Here is an 18255-nt window from a genome sequence, read left to right as displayed (position 1 = left end):
GTTCCTTTGTTAGATGATGGCGATGGAGTCGACCACCAGGGCATAGGCGTCGCGCACGGCCGGCATGAGCTCAGGAACCGCTTCCATGTTGGCCGGCACGCCGGCGTCATCCAAACGCAGCGCATCGGACAGGGCGGCGGCGGCTTCGAACAGCGGCGTGAAGCCCAAATCGCGGCTCACGCCCTTCAGCGTATGGGCACCGCGATAGGCCTCGGGGAGGTCGCCCGCCTCAAGAGCGCTTTCCAACGTCTGCATCGATGTGTCCTGCAAAAAGATCTTCGCGAACTTCTCGATGCGCTCGTCGGTAAGCAAGCGTCCGCGCACGGTTTCCAAATCGCCGCCCATGGCAGCGTAAGCAATCTCCAACGACATCTCGGTCTCCTTTTATCCCTTGGGTGACAGTCTACTGGTCAGATTCGTCTCTGTCGATGCCCGAAAGCGCCGTATGCGCCTCTTCAAGCAGCAAATCCCGTTCTTTCTCGTCCAAATCGCTGTAAAACACGTACCCGCTGCGGCCACCGCGCTTCTTGTGATACAGCGCTACATCGGCCCGGCGGAACAGCTCATCGTAGTCGCGCACATCGCTACCGGCAATGGCCACACCCATGGAAACCGACAGCGGGAAGCCTTCGAAGTCACCCTCAAGCGACCGATGGATGCGGTCGATCAGCGGACGCGGGTCGACGGGGCATTCCATGCACAAGAGGAACTCGTCGCCGCCCACGCGAGCCACGACGTCCTCACCGCGCACGCTTTCCTGCAGGCGCTCCGCGAAGTGCTTCAGCACGCGATCGCCGAACTGGTGGCCGTAGGTGTCGTTGGCCTGCTTGAAGAAATCCAGATCGCACAACGCCAGCACATGACGGTCGCGATGACGGTCGCACGCCTCCCCCGAGCCCAAGCGCTCGGCGATGACCTTGCGGGCGAAGGCGCCGTTGACCACTTCCGTCAGCGGATCGTGGTAGGCCTTGAACTGCAGGTCGATCAGCTCAGCCTGGCGATCGTCGATATCGATGAGCTTACCGATAGAGCCCAGGTAAACCGGATCGGACGGCCCCGACCACAGCGCGCGGGCCAGCACATGGAACCAACGCAGCTCGTCGCCCACGGTGGCTTCCATCTCCATATCGATCACCGGATCATCAATGGTGGTGGTGCGCAGAAGACGGCTGAGCTTCTCCAGGTTCTCCTTGCCGAACGTCGCGCAGAAAGCCTCATCGTTGTAGGGATCCATGATAATTTCGGGCAGATCGAGCTTGTGGTCGCTCCAGTCGGACAGCACGATCATCGGCGGCTCTTCGGTGAACTCGAACTGCACCTCGTTGCTCATGGAAGCGAAGAAGTGGTACTTCATGCGCTCGTAGTCGAGCAGCTCGAGGGTGCGGCTCGAGGCCTCGGCGTCGCCGTTATCCAGCGTCGCCTCGGACAAATGCAGCGAGTCAATCGAAATCTCGCGGCCCGTGATGCCGTGGTTCAGGCGCTTCTCCAAATCACCCGCCACCGCCGTCAGGCATTCCAGAATAAGCGGGTTGAACGCGCCGCACTCCCCTTCGCGAATCATGCGCAGGGCCTCTTCGTGGCTGAACGGCGGCTTGTAAACGCGGCGACTCGTAAGGGCGTCGTACACATCGGCCAGGGCAACTACCTGGGCCGATATGGGAATGTCGTCGCCCACAAGGCCATCGGGGTACCCCCGGCCGTCCCAGCGCTCATGGTGCCAGCGGCAGATGTCCCGCGCGACCTTCACTAGCTTCTCGTCCTTGTACAGCTCCAGATCGTCCAGCATATCGGAGCCCACGGCGGAGTGGGTCTTCATGATGGCGAACTCTTCGTCGGTGAAACGGCCCGGCTTGTTCAGGATCTCCTCGGGGATGGCGATCTTGCCGATGTCGTGCAAGCTGGAGGCCATCGTGATAAGCGAGATGTCCTCGGTGGTCAGCGGATACTGATCGGTCAGGCGCATGAGCTGCGTCAAGATCATCTCGGTCATGGCCTGCACATTCAGCACGTGCATGCCGCTTTCGCCGTTGCGGAACTCCACGATGTGCGACAAGATGTACACCATGAGGTTGTTGGACTTCTCGCGCTCGTACACCTGGTCGGCCACCATGCCCATGAGCGTGCGCTGCTTCTGGTACAGCATGAGCGTGTTCATGACGCGGCGGCGGACGATGTTCACGTCGTAGGGGCGGTTGATGAAGTCGGTCACGCCCAGCTCGTAGGCGCGTTCGATATAGGCGGCGTCGGACTCGGCGGACACCATGATGACCGGGATGTCCTTGATCCAGCCGTTTTTGTTCATGACCTCCAGCACGTCGAAGCCGTTCATCTGCGGCATGACGTAGTCGAGCAGCACGAGCGATATGCCCGCGCCCTCTTTCTGCAACGCCGCCACGGCCTGCTTGCCGTCCTCCGCCTCGATGATGCGGTAGGCATCGCCGATCATGTCGGCAAGCAATGCGCGATTCAGCATCGAGTCATCAACGATGAGGATCGTCTGCTTCTCACTCAAGCTCGTAATGATGGCTCTCGCCCCCTTTCGAATGCGGCGCGCTTAGTAGCGGCTGTCGAAGATGCGCTTGGTCTTCTTTTCGGAACGCGGCAGCTCGCCCATGGGCACGCCCTTCGCCTCCGGCGTGCAGCCGAGCTTCGCCTTGAAGATGAGCGCGAGCTCCTCCTCGCAGCGCGCCAGCGCCTCGCCTTCAAGCGGCGTCTCGAACAGCACGGTGAGCACGTCGTGGCCATCGACGGCCTCGATCATCACCTGGTATTCGGAGCTGGTGCCGTCGGTGGCCTTGATGACCTCCTCCACCTGGGCCGGGAACATGTTGCAGCCCTTCACCTTGAACATATCGTCGGTGCGCCCGGTGAGCGTGGCGATGCGCGGATGGCGGCTGCCGCAGGCGCAGGTGCCGGGCACGATGCGCGTGAGGTCGTGGGTGCGGTAGCGAATGAGCGGCGCGCCCTGCTTGCGCAGCGTGGTGAGCACGAGCTCGCCCTCCTGGCCGTCGGGCAGCACCTCGCCGGTTTCGGGATCGACGATCTCGATGTAGACAAAGTCGTCCCAGATGTGCATGCCGTCGTGAGCGTCGCAGGAAATGCCGATGCCCGGGCCGTACACCTCGGTGAGGCCGTAAATGTCGTAAATCTCGATGCCCAGCTCGTCCTGAATGCGGTTGCGCATCTTCTCGCCCCAGCGCTCGGAGCCGATGACGCCCTTCTTCAGGTGAATCTTGTCGCGCAGGTTGCGCTTGGTGATCTCCTCGGCGAGAAGCAGCGCGTAGGAGCTGGTGGCGCAGATGACCGTGGACTTCAGATCCTGCATCATCTTCAGCTGCTTCTCGGTGTTGCCCGGCCCCATGGGAATGGCCATGGCGCCCAGGCGCTCGGCGCCCAGCTGGAAACCGATGCCGGCCGTCCACAGGCCGTAGCCCGGGGTGATTTGGATGCGGTCGAGCGGGGTGATGCCCGCCATCTCGTAGCAGCGGGCGAACTGCGTGGCCCAGTCGATGACGTCCTGCTGGGTGTAGGGGATGATAACCGGCGTGCCCGTGGTGCCCGAGGAGCTGTGGATGCGCACGACTTCCTCGTCGGGCACCGCCTGCAACCCCAGCGGATACACCGCGCGCAGGTCATCTTTCTCGGAAAAGGGCAGCTTTTCGAAGTCGGCCTGGGTGCGCACGTCCGCGACATCGATACCTTCGAACTTCTTCGCGTAGAACGGCGACCGCTCCTTAATGGTGGCCAGCTGATTGGCGATAAGCTCAAGCTGCTCTTTCGTCATTTCCATGGGCGCGCATCTCTCCTTCGGACACATTTGTTGCGAGTATGCCCCATTCTAACAAACTGGCAACAACTCGCACTCGTGAATCACGATAATCGCGCAGGGAAAAGGCGAGGTGATGGCTGGAAAGATGACGGATTAACCCATAGATGGCGGATCGAATCGGTAGCCGAATTTGCGGATGGCCTTGATCTCCGCGTCCCAGCCCATCTTTTTCCGTAAACGCGCAACGGCTATATCGACAGCCTTCGACTTCGAAGGGTAATAACCGTGCCATACGCGCTCATAAATATCTTCTCGGCTAAAAGCGCGATGGGGATTCCTCACGAACAGCATGAGCAGATCGTACTCTTTGGGGGAAAGAACCACTTCGCATCCGGCTATGCGCACCTGCCGCGCCGTCGTATCGATCTCCGTCGTGCCCATGCGCAGCGTCTCGCGGAGCGCGCCGCGTTCGAGAAACTTATTGGCGCACGACAGCAGCTCCCGAACCGAAAAAGGCTTGATGATGCAGGCGCTTGCCCCGATTTCCATGCAGTGCAGGCACTCTTTCTCTTGAGAGGCGTCAAGCACCATGATCGTAGGGATATCGAGCGTGCGAATGTACTCGAGTAATTGAATACTGTCGATGCCCGTCAGACCAAGGCCCAGAACGGCAAGATCGAAATCCGCTTCTACAATGGCGTCAACGGCATCAAGCCCGTCACACACCGTGACGCAATAATGGCCCTCGCGCTCGAAGGCGGCTTTCACGACATCAGCCACGCATTGCTCGCCTTCAACAATAACGATGTTCGCCACGACTATCTGCCCCCTCTCCCGTTCGAAGGGGCGGCCGCAAGGACGGTCGGCGCGGTCGGCGCGGTCGCAACAGAGGGGTCAGCGCCCCTTGCGGCGCCTATTGTTTTCTGGGAGCCCCCCCCCCGAGCTGTTTTTTGCCCTGAGGATTAAAAGGGCAGCTGCAGCCGGCCGCACCAGCAGCAGTTCTCTTTAATTCCCTCGGAAAACCCATCGGTTCACCTTTCTCATGCTTTACGGTGCGCAAAGCGAAGCGACTCGCCTCGCGCATCGCCGGATCCGCACCATCCGAAGCGAATCCCGTATCGCCCTTTTGCGATGTTACGATTTTACGCGAATCATACGATGCCCGACGGCTGCTTGGCGTCACCCTGCCCTACTTTCCTGCTAAACACGAGAGCTTGTCCTCTCGTAGCTCCATCCGATGATCCTTCCCGCTATTTGGCGTGTCGACCCCTCGCAAGACGGCGCATGCGCCCGAAGGCTACTACCGAAATGCCCGCCCCAAGTGCTGTTGCCACCAAAAGGACGACCACCCACCAACCCTGCGGATCGCCCGTCTGCGGAAGATGGATTAGCGTTTGGAACCAACTGGAACCGCCTCTGCCATTGGCCGCACTCGCGCCATCCGTCGCGGGGAGAATAGCCTGCTTCTCGCGATCGTAACCGCAAACCGAGCACACCTCGTGACGACGCCCATCATCGGCCATCACCTCGCGGAACTCATGAGCCCCCGCAGCCGCCTTGACGTTGCAGACAGTGCACTCGCGCCAGTGCCCCGCCGCATCGGCCTTCCAACCGCCGAACACGTGCCCCACCGACGGGATGGGCGTCGCATATCTCGTTGCGCCGCAATGCTTGCAATGATTCGATTTCAGACCGTCCTCAACGCAGGTAACGGGCTTGTCTACCGTGAAATTCGCCTCCCACTCGTGGGGAAGAACATCGAGCGGCCGTCTTTCAACGGCGTCACACGTAGTGCAGGTGCGCTTTTCGGTTCCTTGCTGAACGCAGGTCGAAGGAGTTTCGACAGCCCAGTCGCCCCAAACATGCTCCTGATACCCCCATGCCGCGTACACCGTTACATCGGCATCGACAAGCTCCACGCTATTAACATAGGCGTGGGAGGCCGCTCCATCGCGAGCCATGCCCTCATCGGCAGAGGTGGGCGCCGCCTCATGATCGAAGATGCCGTCGACACGACTGAGCGTCCAGCCGAGGAACACCACTTCCTTGCCGTTCAGGCCGCTGTGAGTGGGCCGAGCACTGCCGAGAGATACCGTGTCGCCGGCAAGATGAAGCCCCTCATCAACGGGAAGCCCCTTAACTGTACCATTTTCCTGAGCGTTTCCGTCGTAGATGATCTTGTATGACGTTTCGGAGAAATCAGGTACTCCGCTATTGTTGCGGTCCTGTGCCCATACGGCATAGAGAGTAAGGTCTTCCGTTCCCATGATAATTTTGCCCGAGACCAGCGCCTTCTTTGCTTCATCTCGCTGCTCCGCTGTAAAGGCATCTTCGTGCTTAGCCCGACTCCAACCTGCGAAGATTTCTGTGATGCCGTCGGGATTTCTGGGCTGCCGGCTGAAGCCCGTATCCGACGTCAACGGAACCGGCGTGCCCTTCCTGATGTCGGTCTGGCCTGCCGGGGCAGAGCCAACGCCGCCATTCAAATCGTAGGAAAGCGAGTAGGTCTCCAATACGTCGGCGACATTGTTCCTGTTGTCGTCATAGCCCCAAGCGGCATAGACGGTTTTATCGGCATCGTCGAACGCAACGCTCGTTACCAAGGTCGGCTCGTCATCGCTGCGGCTCAGGATCTTGGCGGGCCGCTCCGTCCAACCAAGGAAAGCGATGCTCTTGCCGTCGGCAGAGTGATAGATTGGCGTAGCGGTGCTGAGCGTGACGGTTTCACTCGTCAGATGGATTTCGCTATCGCTGGGCAAGCCTTCGATCGACCCTCCCGACTGCGCGTTGCCGTCATAATTGATCTTGTACTGCGGCTCTTGATAGTCCGCCACGTGGTTGCCGTTGCGGTCGGCAGCCCAAACGGCATACAACGTTCTGTCCGCCGTATCGAAAATGACGCTCGTGCCTGTGATGAGAGCCTGCTTGAGCTCCTCCTTCTGGGCCGCCGTGAAGGCATCCTCGTGTTCCGTGGCGCTCCATCCGACGAAAAGCTCATTGGCGTTGCGACGGAAACCTGCCTCCGTGGTCAGCTTGACTTCACTGCCTTTCGCGATATTGCTCACTTGCGCTGGAGGCGTTCCGCTGCCTCCGTTAAGATCGTAGATGAGAGAGTACGTTTCCAGCGCATCGGCCACGCCATCGTCGTCTTCGTCATAGCCCCAGGCAGCGTAGACTGTCTTGTCAGCAGCTCCAAAGGTGACTTCGGTAACCGTAGCCGGCGCCTCATCGGCACGGCCGAAAATTGAATTCGTTTGCGTTTCGGTCCAACCGATGAAAACCACTTTCTTGCCATCTACATCGCTATGCGTGGGCTTGGCGTCGCTCAAGGTCACCTTGTCGGAGGGGATGTGCGCTCCGCTGATCGTGGGCATCGCGCCAACCGTGTCACCGTCTCTAGCGTTGGCTTCATAGGTCAGCTGATATTCTTCTGTGTAGTCAGCTACTTTGTTCCCGTTGCGATCGGCGGCCCAGACGGCGTAGACGTTGGTATTGCCATCTGCATCGGCGTACTTGCTCGTATCTTTAGCGTCATCCGCAGAAACGTCGGCGCCTGGCTTTGACAGCATCGTCACCTCTGTCACGATGCTGTCTTTCAAGTCATCGTGATCCGCCTTGGTTTTTATCACACGGTCAAGGATCGGCGTAGTGCTCCAGCCGACAAAGATGTTGGTACCGTAAGTAAAGGTATGGTTTTTTACCTCAGCGGCAGCACTCGATGCGTCGTCATCATGCCCCAGGCTTTTACCGGAAACCGCACCGTTGGTGGAGAGCTGTTCCTTTGCCCCTATCACATGATGGTGGGGACAGATGATGTCGGTATAGTCACCATTGTTGCCGTGATAACGGACATGGACGGCATCGTCGTTGTAATCCGGATTGCTGTTACCATTGGCATCCATCGCATAGACGGCATAAAGGTGGACGTCATGATCGGGCATGTCATGCTGATCCGTAGAGATGATCTTGCCGATGGTTTCTTGAGTCGCATCCTCCTGAAGAACGTCCGCGATTTTCTCCAGGCTCCAGCCGACAAAGATCGTCTTCTCTCCCTTGTTCAGACTGCTGGTGCCCGTATAATTTGGCGAAACCTTCTCGCCTTCAACATGCTGCGTGGTTTCCGGAGCACCCGCTCCGGTTCCGCCGTTCAAGTCATAGGTCACCGAGTAGAGCTTCTTCACCTCGGCAGCAAAGGTCTTGTCATCCGCATTGATTACCTGCTCCTTCAACTGGTCAGTGGTATACGTGGTGGCTTCGTCTGTCCAGTTCCCCGTGAATCTCCAGCCACTCGAGGCCGTAACCGTCGGAATGCCCTCCTTCAGCGCATCGTTGTGCCACACCTTGGTTGAAGAGGCGCTCAGCGTTGCGTTTTCTGCACTAAAGGAAACAGTATGGGGTTGCTGAAGACCAATCGCCAGATCGGCGGTGCCTTTGCCTGTTCCTTTTTCAAGCGTCACCGTGGCCGTAGCGGTCGTCTCGTCATCACCCAGACCAAACGCCCCTCCACTTTCTGGTAGAGAAAACTTCAGCGGATTATCGCCGTTGGCATCGCTGCTGCCGGGGTTGGCAACAATCACATGGTAGGTATCTGCCCGCCGGCCCGTGAATTTAAACACACCCGTTTCGGTAATTGTCTCGTGGCTTTCGGTGTCGTCGGCGCCAACTCCATTCTGATGAGGTGCACTTACTTTAATCTTACCGGTATAGAGATCATCCGCGTCTTCCGTATAGACGCCATCGAAGTCTTTATCAATAAAGACCTTCCCTTCAATAACGCCCGTCTGGAACTCAACTTGAATGCGTGACAAGGGGTTGTGCCCCTGATTGAGCGTGCTGCCCACGGAATAGGGAGACACGCCGCAAGGCCCAAAGTTGACCACGCTGCCCACAAGATCGGCGCTGCTGTCAAACTTTGGACTCAGACGCAGGTTAACTTTTAGATCCGCATCCTCCGGAATGCTTTCGGTATCACTCGTAGCCGCGATGCGAATCATTTTCACATCGCCCCAATTGGTAATTTTTTCTGCCGTAACATAGTTATCATTCGTAACAGTACTATAGTGAAAAGAATCTCCAGGGGCTGCGCTTGCATCAACCTTGGTGCTGTACGTTACCTGAATATGATTGCGGACTGCAGATGCACCGCTGAGCGTCGGTTCTCCCGTCAGCATCATGTCAAAGTCAAATGCCTTATCTTGCATATGACTATCCCAGAAATCCCCCTCTTTGGGCACCGGAATAAAGTAATAAAAGGCCTGCGCGTCGTCCTTGGAAAAAACTCGTCCAGTTTCATTCTTGAGGGTAAAAAGCATGTCCACAACATGATCCGCATCTTTGAGATAGACCTTGTCGCCCTTTTCCTCGAAGTTTGAGTAGTCGCCTGCGTCATAGTCTGGTTCCGTGTTTGACTTGTCCAGCATTCTTGCGCCGAAGGTGAAGGTCAAGCCCAGCCGGGCCGCCACCACCGAGAGCTTCGCGCCCTTTGCGTTGACGTTGAAGGTGCTGTACCGCACCCTATCATCCATAACCTGATATTGGGCCAGGGTGCCGTTGTTGGATGTGGAGGTCAGGGATGCGCTCTTGAACCGTACGCAGTCCCGCATATCCAAGGTCATGGCATCGGCGTCCTTGGCGATCTCCATATCAAAGGAAATCCCGATCTGGTACTGCCCCAGCCCGTCGGTGAACCAGCCAACCTTTGCGGGGTTATCCGCGTCCATAAAGGTGATCTTGTACAGCTTATAGCCGGTTTCGGCAGCAGATGTTACCTCCACAAAGCTGTATGAGTCTTTGGCAATCTCGGTCCTTTGGGGACTCGTTACCGTCTCCGTAACCGCGTCGAGGAGGAAAACCTTATCCGCCATTCTTCCAACCTCTTGGTATAGCTTGAGGTTTTTGACCGTGATCTTTTCCGGCAGACGGATATAGATTTCCTGATCCGTTGTAATATTGTTGGAAGAATAAGGATAAGCGGACGAGCTGAGCAGACCGTTGAAGGTAATGGTCTCTCCCGCTGTTGCGGAGGTCTTGCTCAGGATCGGCACCCGCTCCAAGGAATTCTCCTCGTACGCCTGCTCCATGGCCAAGGGGATCTCGCCCCTTGTGTTTGTGACCTTTACGGTATAGTTGCCCGATTTGGCCGTGCTATCACCTGAACCGGTATCGTACATTTTCATGGAAGCAAAGTTGGAATACGTAGCCTCGTCTGCGGTCAGCAGCTTGCCGAAGGTGGTAGCATATCCCGACGTGGGATCCTGATCACGGGAGGACACATAGCCCACGTAGTCCTTCTCATAGCTGCCTACGTTGGCCTTGATCTTGGTGAAATACTCGCCCTTGCCAAGTCCTGCCATCTGGGTGGTAAAGGCGACAAAGCCGCCGCTGCTGATGAGGGTGCCGTTGTACTTTTGTTCGGTTGGGTTCGTTGTCGTCGTGTACCAGACTTCCACAACATTGCCCGTGGTTGCAGGAATCTTCTGGGCGGTGACGCCGATTTTATCATTGTTTCCATAGGTGAATTCCACCGTCTTATTGGCGCTCACGGCGCCGCCCTGGTTGACCACATGGAACTGTCCCAGATAATAGATAATATTGGAATCGCTTGCGTAATTATTATAGATTGGCTGATTGTTGGCTTTTCCATTCACGCTCATGCTCTCTCCTGCTTGAGCAGTGAAGCTGAGCGTAGTGCAGTCGCCATTATAGAGATACCACGTACTGTCATCCTGCCAGGTGATCGTTCCGCCCACTGCGGAGGCATCGCCAGTAGTGGGCGTCTTCCCCTCGTAGCATCCGGGGGCTGTCTTACCGGTGTTGAGAATCGAATCGCTGCCCCACCTGACGGCATTTGTAGTTGTGATGTCACAATCGGACGTCCACTTAAAATAGGGGGTAAAGTAATCCTGCGCATACTCCAGGTACAAGTTTTCCCAGGTCAGTTTAACAGTGTGATTGGCATCGTCTACCGTCTTTGTGAAGTTAAAGCCGTCCTTATAGCTATCGTCACCACCCTTGTGGTTTTCCGGATCCAGCAGGTTGAGCCTGGTAGACTCTCCCGCAGGATCCCAGGTGATATGATCGAGTTTCGCATAAATATTGTTGCCATTTTCTGTGTAGTATGGCAAGGCAATGGTGAGCTCCAGCTTCTTAAAGAACTGGGGCATATCGATGTAGTCCTTGTCCGGGTTTATCCAGATTTGCCGCAGGGCAAAGGGCTGATTCGCCGCCGTGGGTACACCAGTCTTCACGCCAATCCGGGACAGTCTGGGGCCGGTCTGGATCGCTCTGTTGTCACTAGGCGTATCATTGTATTTGCCCGTAATCTTTGGAGTGGCAGAGATTGTCTGATATGTTCGATCGCCTGTGTAGACTTCGATTTTGAGCGAATCCTTAAGCTCCTGCTCCTTTGTTCTGTTCCAGAGAACGGTGTCCGGGGCCAGAACGATATTAAAGCTGTTCTTTTCCGCCGTATTTTTGAGAGAATAGGTGATGGTGCCATTTGTGGGGTGGTAGCCGCCGTAGTTGTTCACACTGTGCAGCTGGTCAATGCTTTCAGGCGTTACGCTCTCCGCCATGTCACCCCGCTCGGGGATGGGGTACTCCACCACGGTCAGCCCGTCGGGCACGGTGATCTCCACCTTTTTATTCGCCAGATTCAACTCGCTTTCCACCTCAATGTGCAGGGTGAATTGCTTGTTGAAGTCGACGGAGAAGGAGCTATCATTTGCCAAATTTTGATCGAGTACACCTTCTACCTTAATCAGGGCAGTCGTAATTCGCATTCCCTCAACCGCTCTCTGACCTCCAGATCGGGCGGCTAGGAGATTGGCACCCCGGCTCGCAATCTCCTTCAGGGCGGCATCGCTCCCACCTTCGGCAGCCACCTGCCAGAGCGCGTCGTCCTCAGCAGGAACAAGGCTGGAAGGCGCGGCGCTCAACGAGGCGGTATCCTGCAGGACGTCCACCACATCGAACCCGTCCGAACCCCCAGTAGCCGCAAGGGCGCTCGACACACCGCAAACACCCGCCAGCAACAAGCCCGCCGCCAGGGCCACCGTCCGATTCCTCAGCTGCTCTTTGCGCCTTTGGCGGCGCTTTTCCATCAAGCTTTCCTTGCCATGATATTCGAAACGAGAAACCATAAGACCGTTCCTTCTCGCACGTATTTCGCTCTCTCAAAAACCCTTCGATTTTATCAAGAACAGATTCGGCATAAGTGGAGGTTAAGCCTGATAAAACACTCATATTGGTTTCAAAACGGACACAAAAATGAATCCCTTTTCCAGGGGCTCGAAAGCCGTCTCATGCCGCGGCCTCTTTCTTGACAAAAAAACTTCCAACGGATAGGCTCGGCCCCAGGTTTGCTACATTGTCTTCCACGAGCAAATTGCAGAGCCCGAGACCAAACCCGCAGGAAGCATATCCAGCGGGCCAGAAAATGCCCGTCTAACAAAAACGGATACTTGGGCTTTTCTCGACCAAAAGACATGGTTTGCTTATTTCAAGGGAGGGGATCGTGCAAATCAATCTGAAGGCCCATAGGGTCAACCGGAAACAGGCAGCGCAGATAGCCCTACTCGATGCCATCATCTGGCTCTGGCTGCATCAAATTAATTACGACAGCCTTTTCACCGTATCCTTTATCGACTCTGTTGCAACGCCCGCCATACCAGGCCCACTCATCGGCATCGCCTTGGTCATAGGCATAGGCCGGGCGCGATGGGATCGCATCCCCAAAGCCATTCGCATCGGCGGCGCCCTTGCGGCCACGTTCACGACCCTCGGCTTGGCCCTAGAGCCCCACATGCCCATCTCCAGTGCCACACTGCATGCGACGCTCATTCTTTCCTTGACCGTGGCTTGCACTTTCGCCGCATTGCTTCGACTGGAGACCTTGGCGAAATGCGATGACTTTTCCACGCTATCGGTGGCGCTGTCCGGCTCGCTGCTGCTTTTCTACCTGTTAAACCTGGGGCTCTTGCTCGTGCCGCGAGCCGTATACGACGCTTGCATCATAGCCGCACCCCTCGTCATGCTCGCAGGCGCAAACAACCCCGCACCAAGTTCCACACGCCTGGGGCCTCTGCCCAAGAAGGTACGCCTGTCCTCGCCTATCGTCGTACCGTGCCTCGTCGGTCTCGCAACCGGTTTGGTGGTGGCACTCGGCACGGTATCCATGGCCACCTCCCCCTCGGAGCTGTTCACTCGCCCCGCACCGCTGTTCCTCATCTCGCAGCTGCTCTTCCTGCTGCTCGGCATTATCACGGCGTTCGGCCTCGATTTGCGGAAGGCCACCTACTTCGCCCTCATTAACCTATGCTGGGGCCTCGGCATTGCGATCGGGCTGATCGGCCGTGAGCATTTCATCCCGCTGCCAGACCCTATTCTCGTTGATCTGTCTTCCTTCGTGTGCCTTCTCACCCTTGTGGGGTTCTTCGCCTTCTCGGGGATATGGGTGAACACTCTGGGACGCGCGGCAAGCATGAGTCGCGAATCGGCCGTAGAGGACGTAGCTCGAAAGGCAGGCCTCACCAAAAGGGAGACCGAAGTGGCGTCCCTTCTCCTAGAGGGACGAAGCCTGCGCATTGTGCAGCAAGAGCTGTTCATCTCGGAGGGCACGGCCCGCACCCACGCGAAGCGCATCTACGCGAAACTCGGCATCCACTCCAAACAGGAGCTTATCGACTACTTCAAGCAGAACCTCCCTCATTAGCAAAAGGAATGCTCCCCATTAAAGCGCCTTCCTTCCGTTGATAAAGGAGGCGGCTTCGCCGAAGCGAAGCCGCCAAAGGGAAGGGTATGGGCTGGCAGCGTAGGGAGGGATCCGCTGCCAGCAGAAGTTGGCTTAAGCCTTGGCGGCCAGGACGTGGTTCACGGCCACCCAGCTCATGACGGCGCCCGAACCCAGGCTGATGCCGCCGTGCACGTACGTTCCACCCGATACGCCGGAGGAGCAGTTGCCCACGGCGTACAGGTGCTCGATGGGCTCGCCGTTCACGTTCACGACCTGAGCGTTCTCGTTAATGGTGAGACCGCCGGCGGTGCCGCAGGTGCCGGGCACATACACGGCGCCGTAGAACGGGCCCGTGGCCAGCGGCGCGAGCACCGGGTTCGCCAGATCGGTTCGGCTACCGGCCATAACGCCGGTGGTGTTGATGTCCAGGTGCTTCTCGCCGCGATGGTACACCGGGTCAACGCCCTTGGCAGCGTTCTCGTTGAAGGTCGCAATCTCGGCAGCGAGGCCAGCCGCGTCGATACCCAGCTTCTCGGCGAGCTCTTCCAGAGTGTCGGCCTTCACGAAATGCGCCGGCACCTCCGACGGGTCGGAAGCTTCTCCGCCGTAGGTCTCGTTGAAGTAGCTGTCCTCGCCATCGCCCACGGCGCCTACCGTGTGGCCGGGAAGCGAGTAGGTAGCCCAGCAGGCAGCATCGCAAATGAAGTAGGCGGGGATGTTCACATGGCCCGGCTCGCCCGTGTCATAGTAGGCGAACGCCTGGTTGAACAGGTCGTAGGGACATCTGATCCCACATCTGAGCAGCCGAGAGCGAACCGCTGGCGTCGGCGGCGCCGAGGCTGCCGCGACCCATGGGAATCCAGCCATCCATGGGCTCGTAGTAATCGCCGAATAGCGGCGAGGCTGCGAACTTCCAGCCCATCTCCTCAGAAATCCAGTCGATGAAGGTGCTGCCGTTATCGATGAACGAGTTGAGCACAGCCTGATCGACGCGACCGTCGGTGGCGTTGGTGAAGTACTTGACCACCTCTTCCTTGCTGTCGGTGATGCCGGCGTCGGTGGCGGCGTAGGTCAGCGGCACAGCCAGGCCGCCGCCCGAGGTAGCGGCAGTGCCGCCCCACATGGTTCCCTTCTCGACAAGGCACACCGATTCGGCGCCCTTGGCCGCGGCGACCAGAGCCGCGAACGCACCGGTGCCCGAGCCGATGACGAGCACGTCTACTTCCTTATCCCAAGCAACATCGGCGCCGGCGCTCGCCTTCGCGCTCGCGCCCTTTTCCGCGCCCGTCGAGGGGGCACAACCCGTCAGTGCAGCAGCACCTCCCAGCGCCAGACCAGAGAGAGCAGCCGTCTTCAAGAAGTCGCGACGACCCATTCCCTTGATTTCTCCCATTACTTCCTCCTTTCGGCGAACCAGCGTCCCTGCCGGTTCGGTTACCCCTGCATCGTAAGGACATTGGCGCCTCGCCGTCAGTCTCACGAAAGCGGCGATATGTCCTAAAGCACTCATCCGAAAGGTATGATTTTAGGGAAAATGGCCGATCAGAACCAAAAATGAGAAACGCAGCGACAGCCTATCCCGTCACTCGCTACTCTGCCGCCAGCTTATAGCCAACGCGCCAGACAGTGAGCAGATATCGCGGCTCGCTGGGATTGTTCTCAATCTTTTCGCGGATCTTGCGCATGAACACCGTGATGGAGTTCTCATCCACCTCCGCCGTCTCGCCCCACAGGTGCTCGTAGATGCGGCGTCGCGTGAACACCTCTCCGGGGCTTTCGGCCAAAAGCGCAAGTATTTCAAATTCCTTAGCCGTCAGAGGAACTGTCTCGCCGTGCAAATGCACTTCGTAGCGATCGAAGAACACTTCCAGATCTCCTATGCGGCACGGTTCGCGGCGCGCCAGCTCGCTGGCATCGGTTGAATTTTTGCGCGCATGTTCGATGTCGCCGCGGTGACGCCGCACGTGAGCGTCGATGCGCAGCAGCAGCTCATCGGCGATGAAGGGCTTGGTCACGTAGTCATCGGCACCGGCCTTGAAACCCGTGCTCTTGTCTACGATGTCGTTTTTCGCTGTGAGAAAGATAACGGGAATGCGACGTCCCTCCTCGCGCATTTGCTGGCAGACGTCGAAGCCATTCATGCCGGGCATCATCACGTCGAGAAGCAACAGATCGGGGTGCTCGTCATCCAACAGCCGAAGCCCCTCTCGCCCGCCAAGAGCCCCGCAGAACTCGTAGCCCGCTTCTTCTACGACGGCTCGAAGACTTTCGTGAATGCCCGGATCGTCGTCGATAAGCATCACTTTGATGGGTCGATTCATGATTGTTCCCCCTTCGGAAGGTCTTCGCCACTAGGCCCGCTACCAGATTTCTCGTCCTTCTCTGCCGTTTCTCGCGAAACCGGGCCAGACACAGGGATGCGCACGACAAAGGAAGCTCCCTGGCCCAGCTCGCTTTCCACGCTCACAGAGCCCCCGTGCATCTCGGCGTACTCGCGCACGATGGCGAGTCCCAATCCCGTACCGTTGTAGCGCCGGGTGGATGAGGAATCCACCTGCACGAACTTCTCGAAGATACGTTCCTGATCTGCGGCATCTATGCCGATGCCGCTATCAGCCACCGTAAGCCATACCTCATCGACAGCGTCTTTTGAGCTGGCAGGGTGGAAAGCGGCCCCAAGATGCACGGTACCCCCGTCAGGCGTAAATTTCACCGCGTTGCCGCACAAATTCTGTAGCACGTGGACGAGCTTGTCGAAATCGCCCTGCACGAGCGGCACGTCCGGAGCCACCTCGTTCGTGAACTCCAAATGCTCCTTAGCCGCCAGGGGCCCTACCGTGGCGCGCACGATGCCCACCACATCGCCGACGTCCACCACTTCCAGACTCAGCTTCACGCGACCGGCATCAAGACGACTCATCTCCAGGATGTCGTTGATCATCAGCATGAGCGCCTGGGAGTTAGCTTCGATGCCCGCCAAGGCCTTAGCCTCGTTCTCGTCAGCTCCTGCACGATGCTTGCTCAGCAGATCGGCAAAGGCCACGATGGAAGTGAGCGGCGTGCGCAGCTCATGGCTCACCATAGAGAGGAAGTCGCTCTTGTACTGATTCTCATCCACCAGCTGAGCGTTGACCGCTTCCAGCTGGCGGCGCTGCTGCTCGAGCACCTCGTTAGCCTGCTGCAGCTGAGCCGTCCGATCAGCCACCTCGTCTTCAAGTCCTGCGTAAACATCAGCAAGCTCGTGGGCCATGTCGTTGAAGGCCGTCGTGAGCGAACTCATTTCTTGGGACGATTCGCTATAGCTGAGACGCACATCAAGATTGCCTTCTGACACCTCGTCCACACCGGAACGAATTTTGCCCAAAGGCCGTGTGACCAAATAGGTCAGCGCCACATACACCACGACCAAGCACACCGCCAGCATGACGGCGAAGAACAGGACATCTTGAGCAATGGAATCGCGCTCATTGGCCTGGTACACGTCGAGCGGCATAATGATGCTGATGGCGCCACCGATATCCCCCATTTTCCACCCCTCTTTGGGAGTGCCGGTCACGTCCAGCTCCCCAGCCGGTTCGCCATGGCACTGCAGGCAGGCCTCATCTATGGTCATGGGAGCCACATATCGAAAGACTTGGTGTCCCTCATAGTCGGTAAAGCCGTAGTAGTCGGCACGACTTGCATCGTCGTGGAACGCGGAGAGCGCGGCCGCCTCGTAGCCATCGGGCTCACCAGCTTTATTGCGCGGATTGAAATTCACGAACCGCGTCGTGTAATCGGAATGCATCGTGAAAGACTGACCGATGATGCGACCAGCAATGGCGCAGTGAAGCCCTTGGTACACGCCATCTTCCGTGAAGGCCACTTGGGCCAGGCGGTCTTGATTGGCCACCATGAATTCCCAGACGGCATCCATTTGCTGAGCGAGGGCGCGCGCCTGCTCCCGCAACTCGTTTTCCATTTGGGCATGCTTGTTTGCGGAAGTCCAAACCAAGTTCGCACCGAGCGACACCGCCAGCAGCACGGCGATCAGGCAGAGAAATTTGGTTTTCAGCTTCACTTTCGCCCCCCTTCCACCTTCGACCAGTGTAGCGCGGAAAGCCGGACCGTACGACGGGAGGGAGGTCGCACGGCCCGGCTCGGCGGAAAGGTGGCTACAGAACGAGCTGCTTCAGCTCGCCGGCAAAGGCCGCCTGACGGGCATCGATAACCACCGAGGGATCGGTGGTGGGCTCGGGCAGCACCGAGATCTGGTTCACCCCGTCAGGATGAGCAGCGCGCAATTCCTCGATAGGCCCGAAATCGAGTGCGCGCATGGGGCAAGCCGCCACGCAAGCCGGCTTCTCCCCTGCCGAGCGAAGATCGATGCATCCGTCGCAACGATGCACGACGTTCAACTCCTCGATGAGCACCGGGTGTCCATAGGGGCAAGCCTTCACGCAGTAGCCGCAGCCGATGCACGCTTCATCGTCATGCTGCACCGTGCCGTCTTCCTCGTTGATGTAAGTGGCGCCAGCAGGACACACTTCCACACAGGCCGGAGTATGGCAGTGGTTGCAGGCCCCGGAGTAGTGGAAAGTGGCGGGAGCGGGGAATTCCCCCACTTCGAAGCTTTCCACCCGGCGAAAGAGGTAGCCTACTTCCAGGTCGTTCTTATCCTTGCAGGCCACCTGACACGTACGGCAGCCTATGCACATCTGCTGGTTGAAATAGAATCCCTGCGGGTTCTTGTTCTCTTTCACGTCGGCCATAG

11 protein-coding genes are annotated in these 18255 nt (G+C 58.0%); 1 reads left to right on the top strand and 10 read right to left on the bottom strand.

The window, feature by feature from the left end; all coding sequences use genetic code 11:
• Window positions 1–9: 9 nt before the first annotated feature.
• The 5 genes from GO707_RS02250 to GO707_RS02230 form a co-directional block, all read right to left on the bottom strand.
• The gene (locus GO707_RS02250; RefSeq protein ID WP_114538943.1) at window positions 10–372 is read right to left on the bottom strand and encodes an Hpt domain-containing protein; all 363 of its coding nucleotides are present in this window, start codon (window positions 370–372) and stop codon (window positions 10–12) included.
• A gap of 31 nt (window positions 373–403) precedes the next feature.
• Window positions 404–2512, bottom strand: a complete 2109-nt coding sequence (locus GO707_RS02245; protein WP_198160985.1) for a bifunctional diguanylate cyclase/phosphohydrolase — start codon at window positions 2510–2512, stop codon at window positions 404–406.
• Between the two features lie 42 nt (window positions 2513–2554).
• The gene (locus tag GO707_RS02240) at window positions 2555–3790 is read right to left on the bottom strand and encodes a phenylacetate--CoA ligase family protein (RefSeq protein WP_114548457.1); all 1236 of its coding nucleotides are present in this window, start codon (window positions 3788–3790) and stop codon (window positions 2555–2557) included.
• 132 nt (window positions 3791–3922) lie between these two features.
• On the bottom strand, window positions 3923–4585 hold the full coding sequence (locus GO707_RS12680; RefSeq protein ID WP_114548458.1) for a response regulator transcription factor: 663 nt from the start codon (window positions 4583–4585) through the stop codon (window positions 3923–3925).
• Window positions 4586–5019: 434 nt separating this feature from the next.
• Complete coding sequence (locus GO707_RS02230; RefSeq protein WP_157011882.1) at window positions 5020–11910, bottom strand: InlB B-repeat-containing protein; 6891 nt, start codon at window positions 11908–11910, stop codon at window positions 5020–5022.
• Between the two features lie 374 nt (window positions 11911–12284).
• On the opposite strand from GO707_RS02230, the gene GO707_RS12675 reads away from it, so the two are divergent.
• Window positions 12285–13481, top strand: coding sequence for a helix-turn-helix transcriptional regulator (locus tag GO707_RS12675; RefSeq protein WP_114548461.1), 1197 nt, complete (start codon window positions 12285–12287; stop codon window positions 13479–13481).
• A 132-nt stretch (window positions 13482–13613) separates the two neighbouring features.
• Here the strand turns inward: GO707_RS12675 and GO707_RS02220 are convergent, their stop codons facing one another.
• From GO707_RS02220 to GO707_RS02200, 5 genes are all read right to left on the bottom strand, one after another.
• The gene (locus GO707_RS02220; RefSeq protein WP_198160984.1) at window positions 13614–14225 is read right to left on the bottom strand and encodes an FAD-binding protein; all 612 of its coding nucleotides are present in this window, start codon (window positions 14223–14225) and stop codon (window positions 13614–13616) included.
• A gap of 19 nt (window positions 14226–14244) precedes the next feature.
• Window positions 14245–14895, bottom strand: coding sequence for an FAD-binding protein (locus GO707_RS02215; protein WP_198160983.1), 651 nt, complete (start codon window positions 14893–14895; stop codon window positions 14245–14247).
• A 196-nt stretch (window positions 14896–15091) separates the two neighbouring features.
• Complete coding sequence (locus GO707_RS02210; RefSeq protein WP_231699539.1) at window positions 15092–15823, bottom strand: response regulator transcription factor; 732 nt, start codon at window positions 15821–15823, stop codon at window positions 15092–15094.
• Window positions 15820–17562, bottom strand: coding sequence for an ATP-binding protein (locus GO707_RS02205; protein WP_114548464.1), 1743 nt, complete (start codon window positions 17560–17562; stop codon window positions 15820–15822). Before GO707_RS02205 ends, GO707_RS02210 begins: the two co-directional genes overlap by 4 nt.
• Before the next feature lie 94 nt (window positions 17563–17656).
• Window positions 17657–18253, bottom strand: coding sequence for a 4Fe-4S dicluster domain-containing protein (locus GO707_RS02200; RefSeq protein WP_114548465.1), 597 nt, complete (start codon window positions 18251–18253; stop codon window positions 17657–17659).
• Between the last annotated feature and the right edge of the window lie 2 nt (window positions 18254–18255).

The sequence above is a fragment of the Adlercreutzia rubneri genome (assembly GCF_009755265.1).
Taxonomy (GTDB): domain Bacteria; phylum Actinomycetota; class Coriobacteriia; order Coriobacteriales; family Eggerthellaceae; genus Adlercreutzia; species Adlercreutzia rubneri.
The sequence above is the reverse complement of the archived record's forward strand: the minus strand, read 5'-3'. Positions and strand labels throughout refer to the sequence as shown.

Excerpts from the sequence above, each read along its gene's own strand:
- GO707_RS02250 (WP_114538943.1), bottom strand. The coding sequence starts at position 372 with ATGTCGTTGGAGATTGCTTACGCTGCCATGGGCGGCGATTTGGAAACC.
- GO707_RS02240 (WP_114548457.1), bottom strand. The coding sequence starts at position 3,790 with ATGGAAATGACGAAAGAGCAGCTTGAGCTTATCGCCAATCAGCTGGCC.
- GO707_RS02230 (WP_157011882.1), bottom strand. The coding sequence starts at position 11,910 with ATGGTTTCTCGTTTCGAATATCATGGCAAGGAAAGCTTGATGGAAAAG.
- GO707_RS02215 (WP_198160983.1), bottom strand. The coding sequence starts at position 14,895 with ATGGGAGAAATCAAGGGAATGGGTCGTCGCGACTTCTTGAAGACGGCT.
- GO707_RS02210 (WP_231699539.1), bottom strand. The coding sequence starts at position 15,823 with ATGAATCGACCCATCAAAGTGATGCTTATCGACGACGATCCGGGCATT.
- GO707_RS02200 (WP_114548465.1), bottom strand. The coding sequence starts at position 18,253 with ATGGCCGACGTGAAAGAGAACAAGAACCCGCAGGGATTCTATTTCAAC.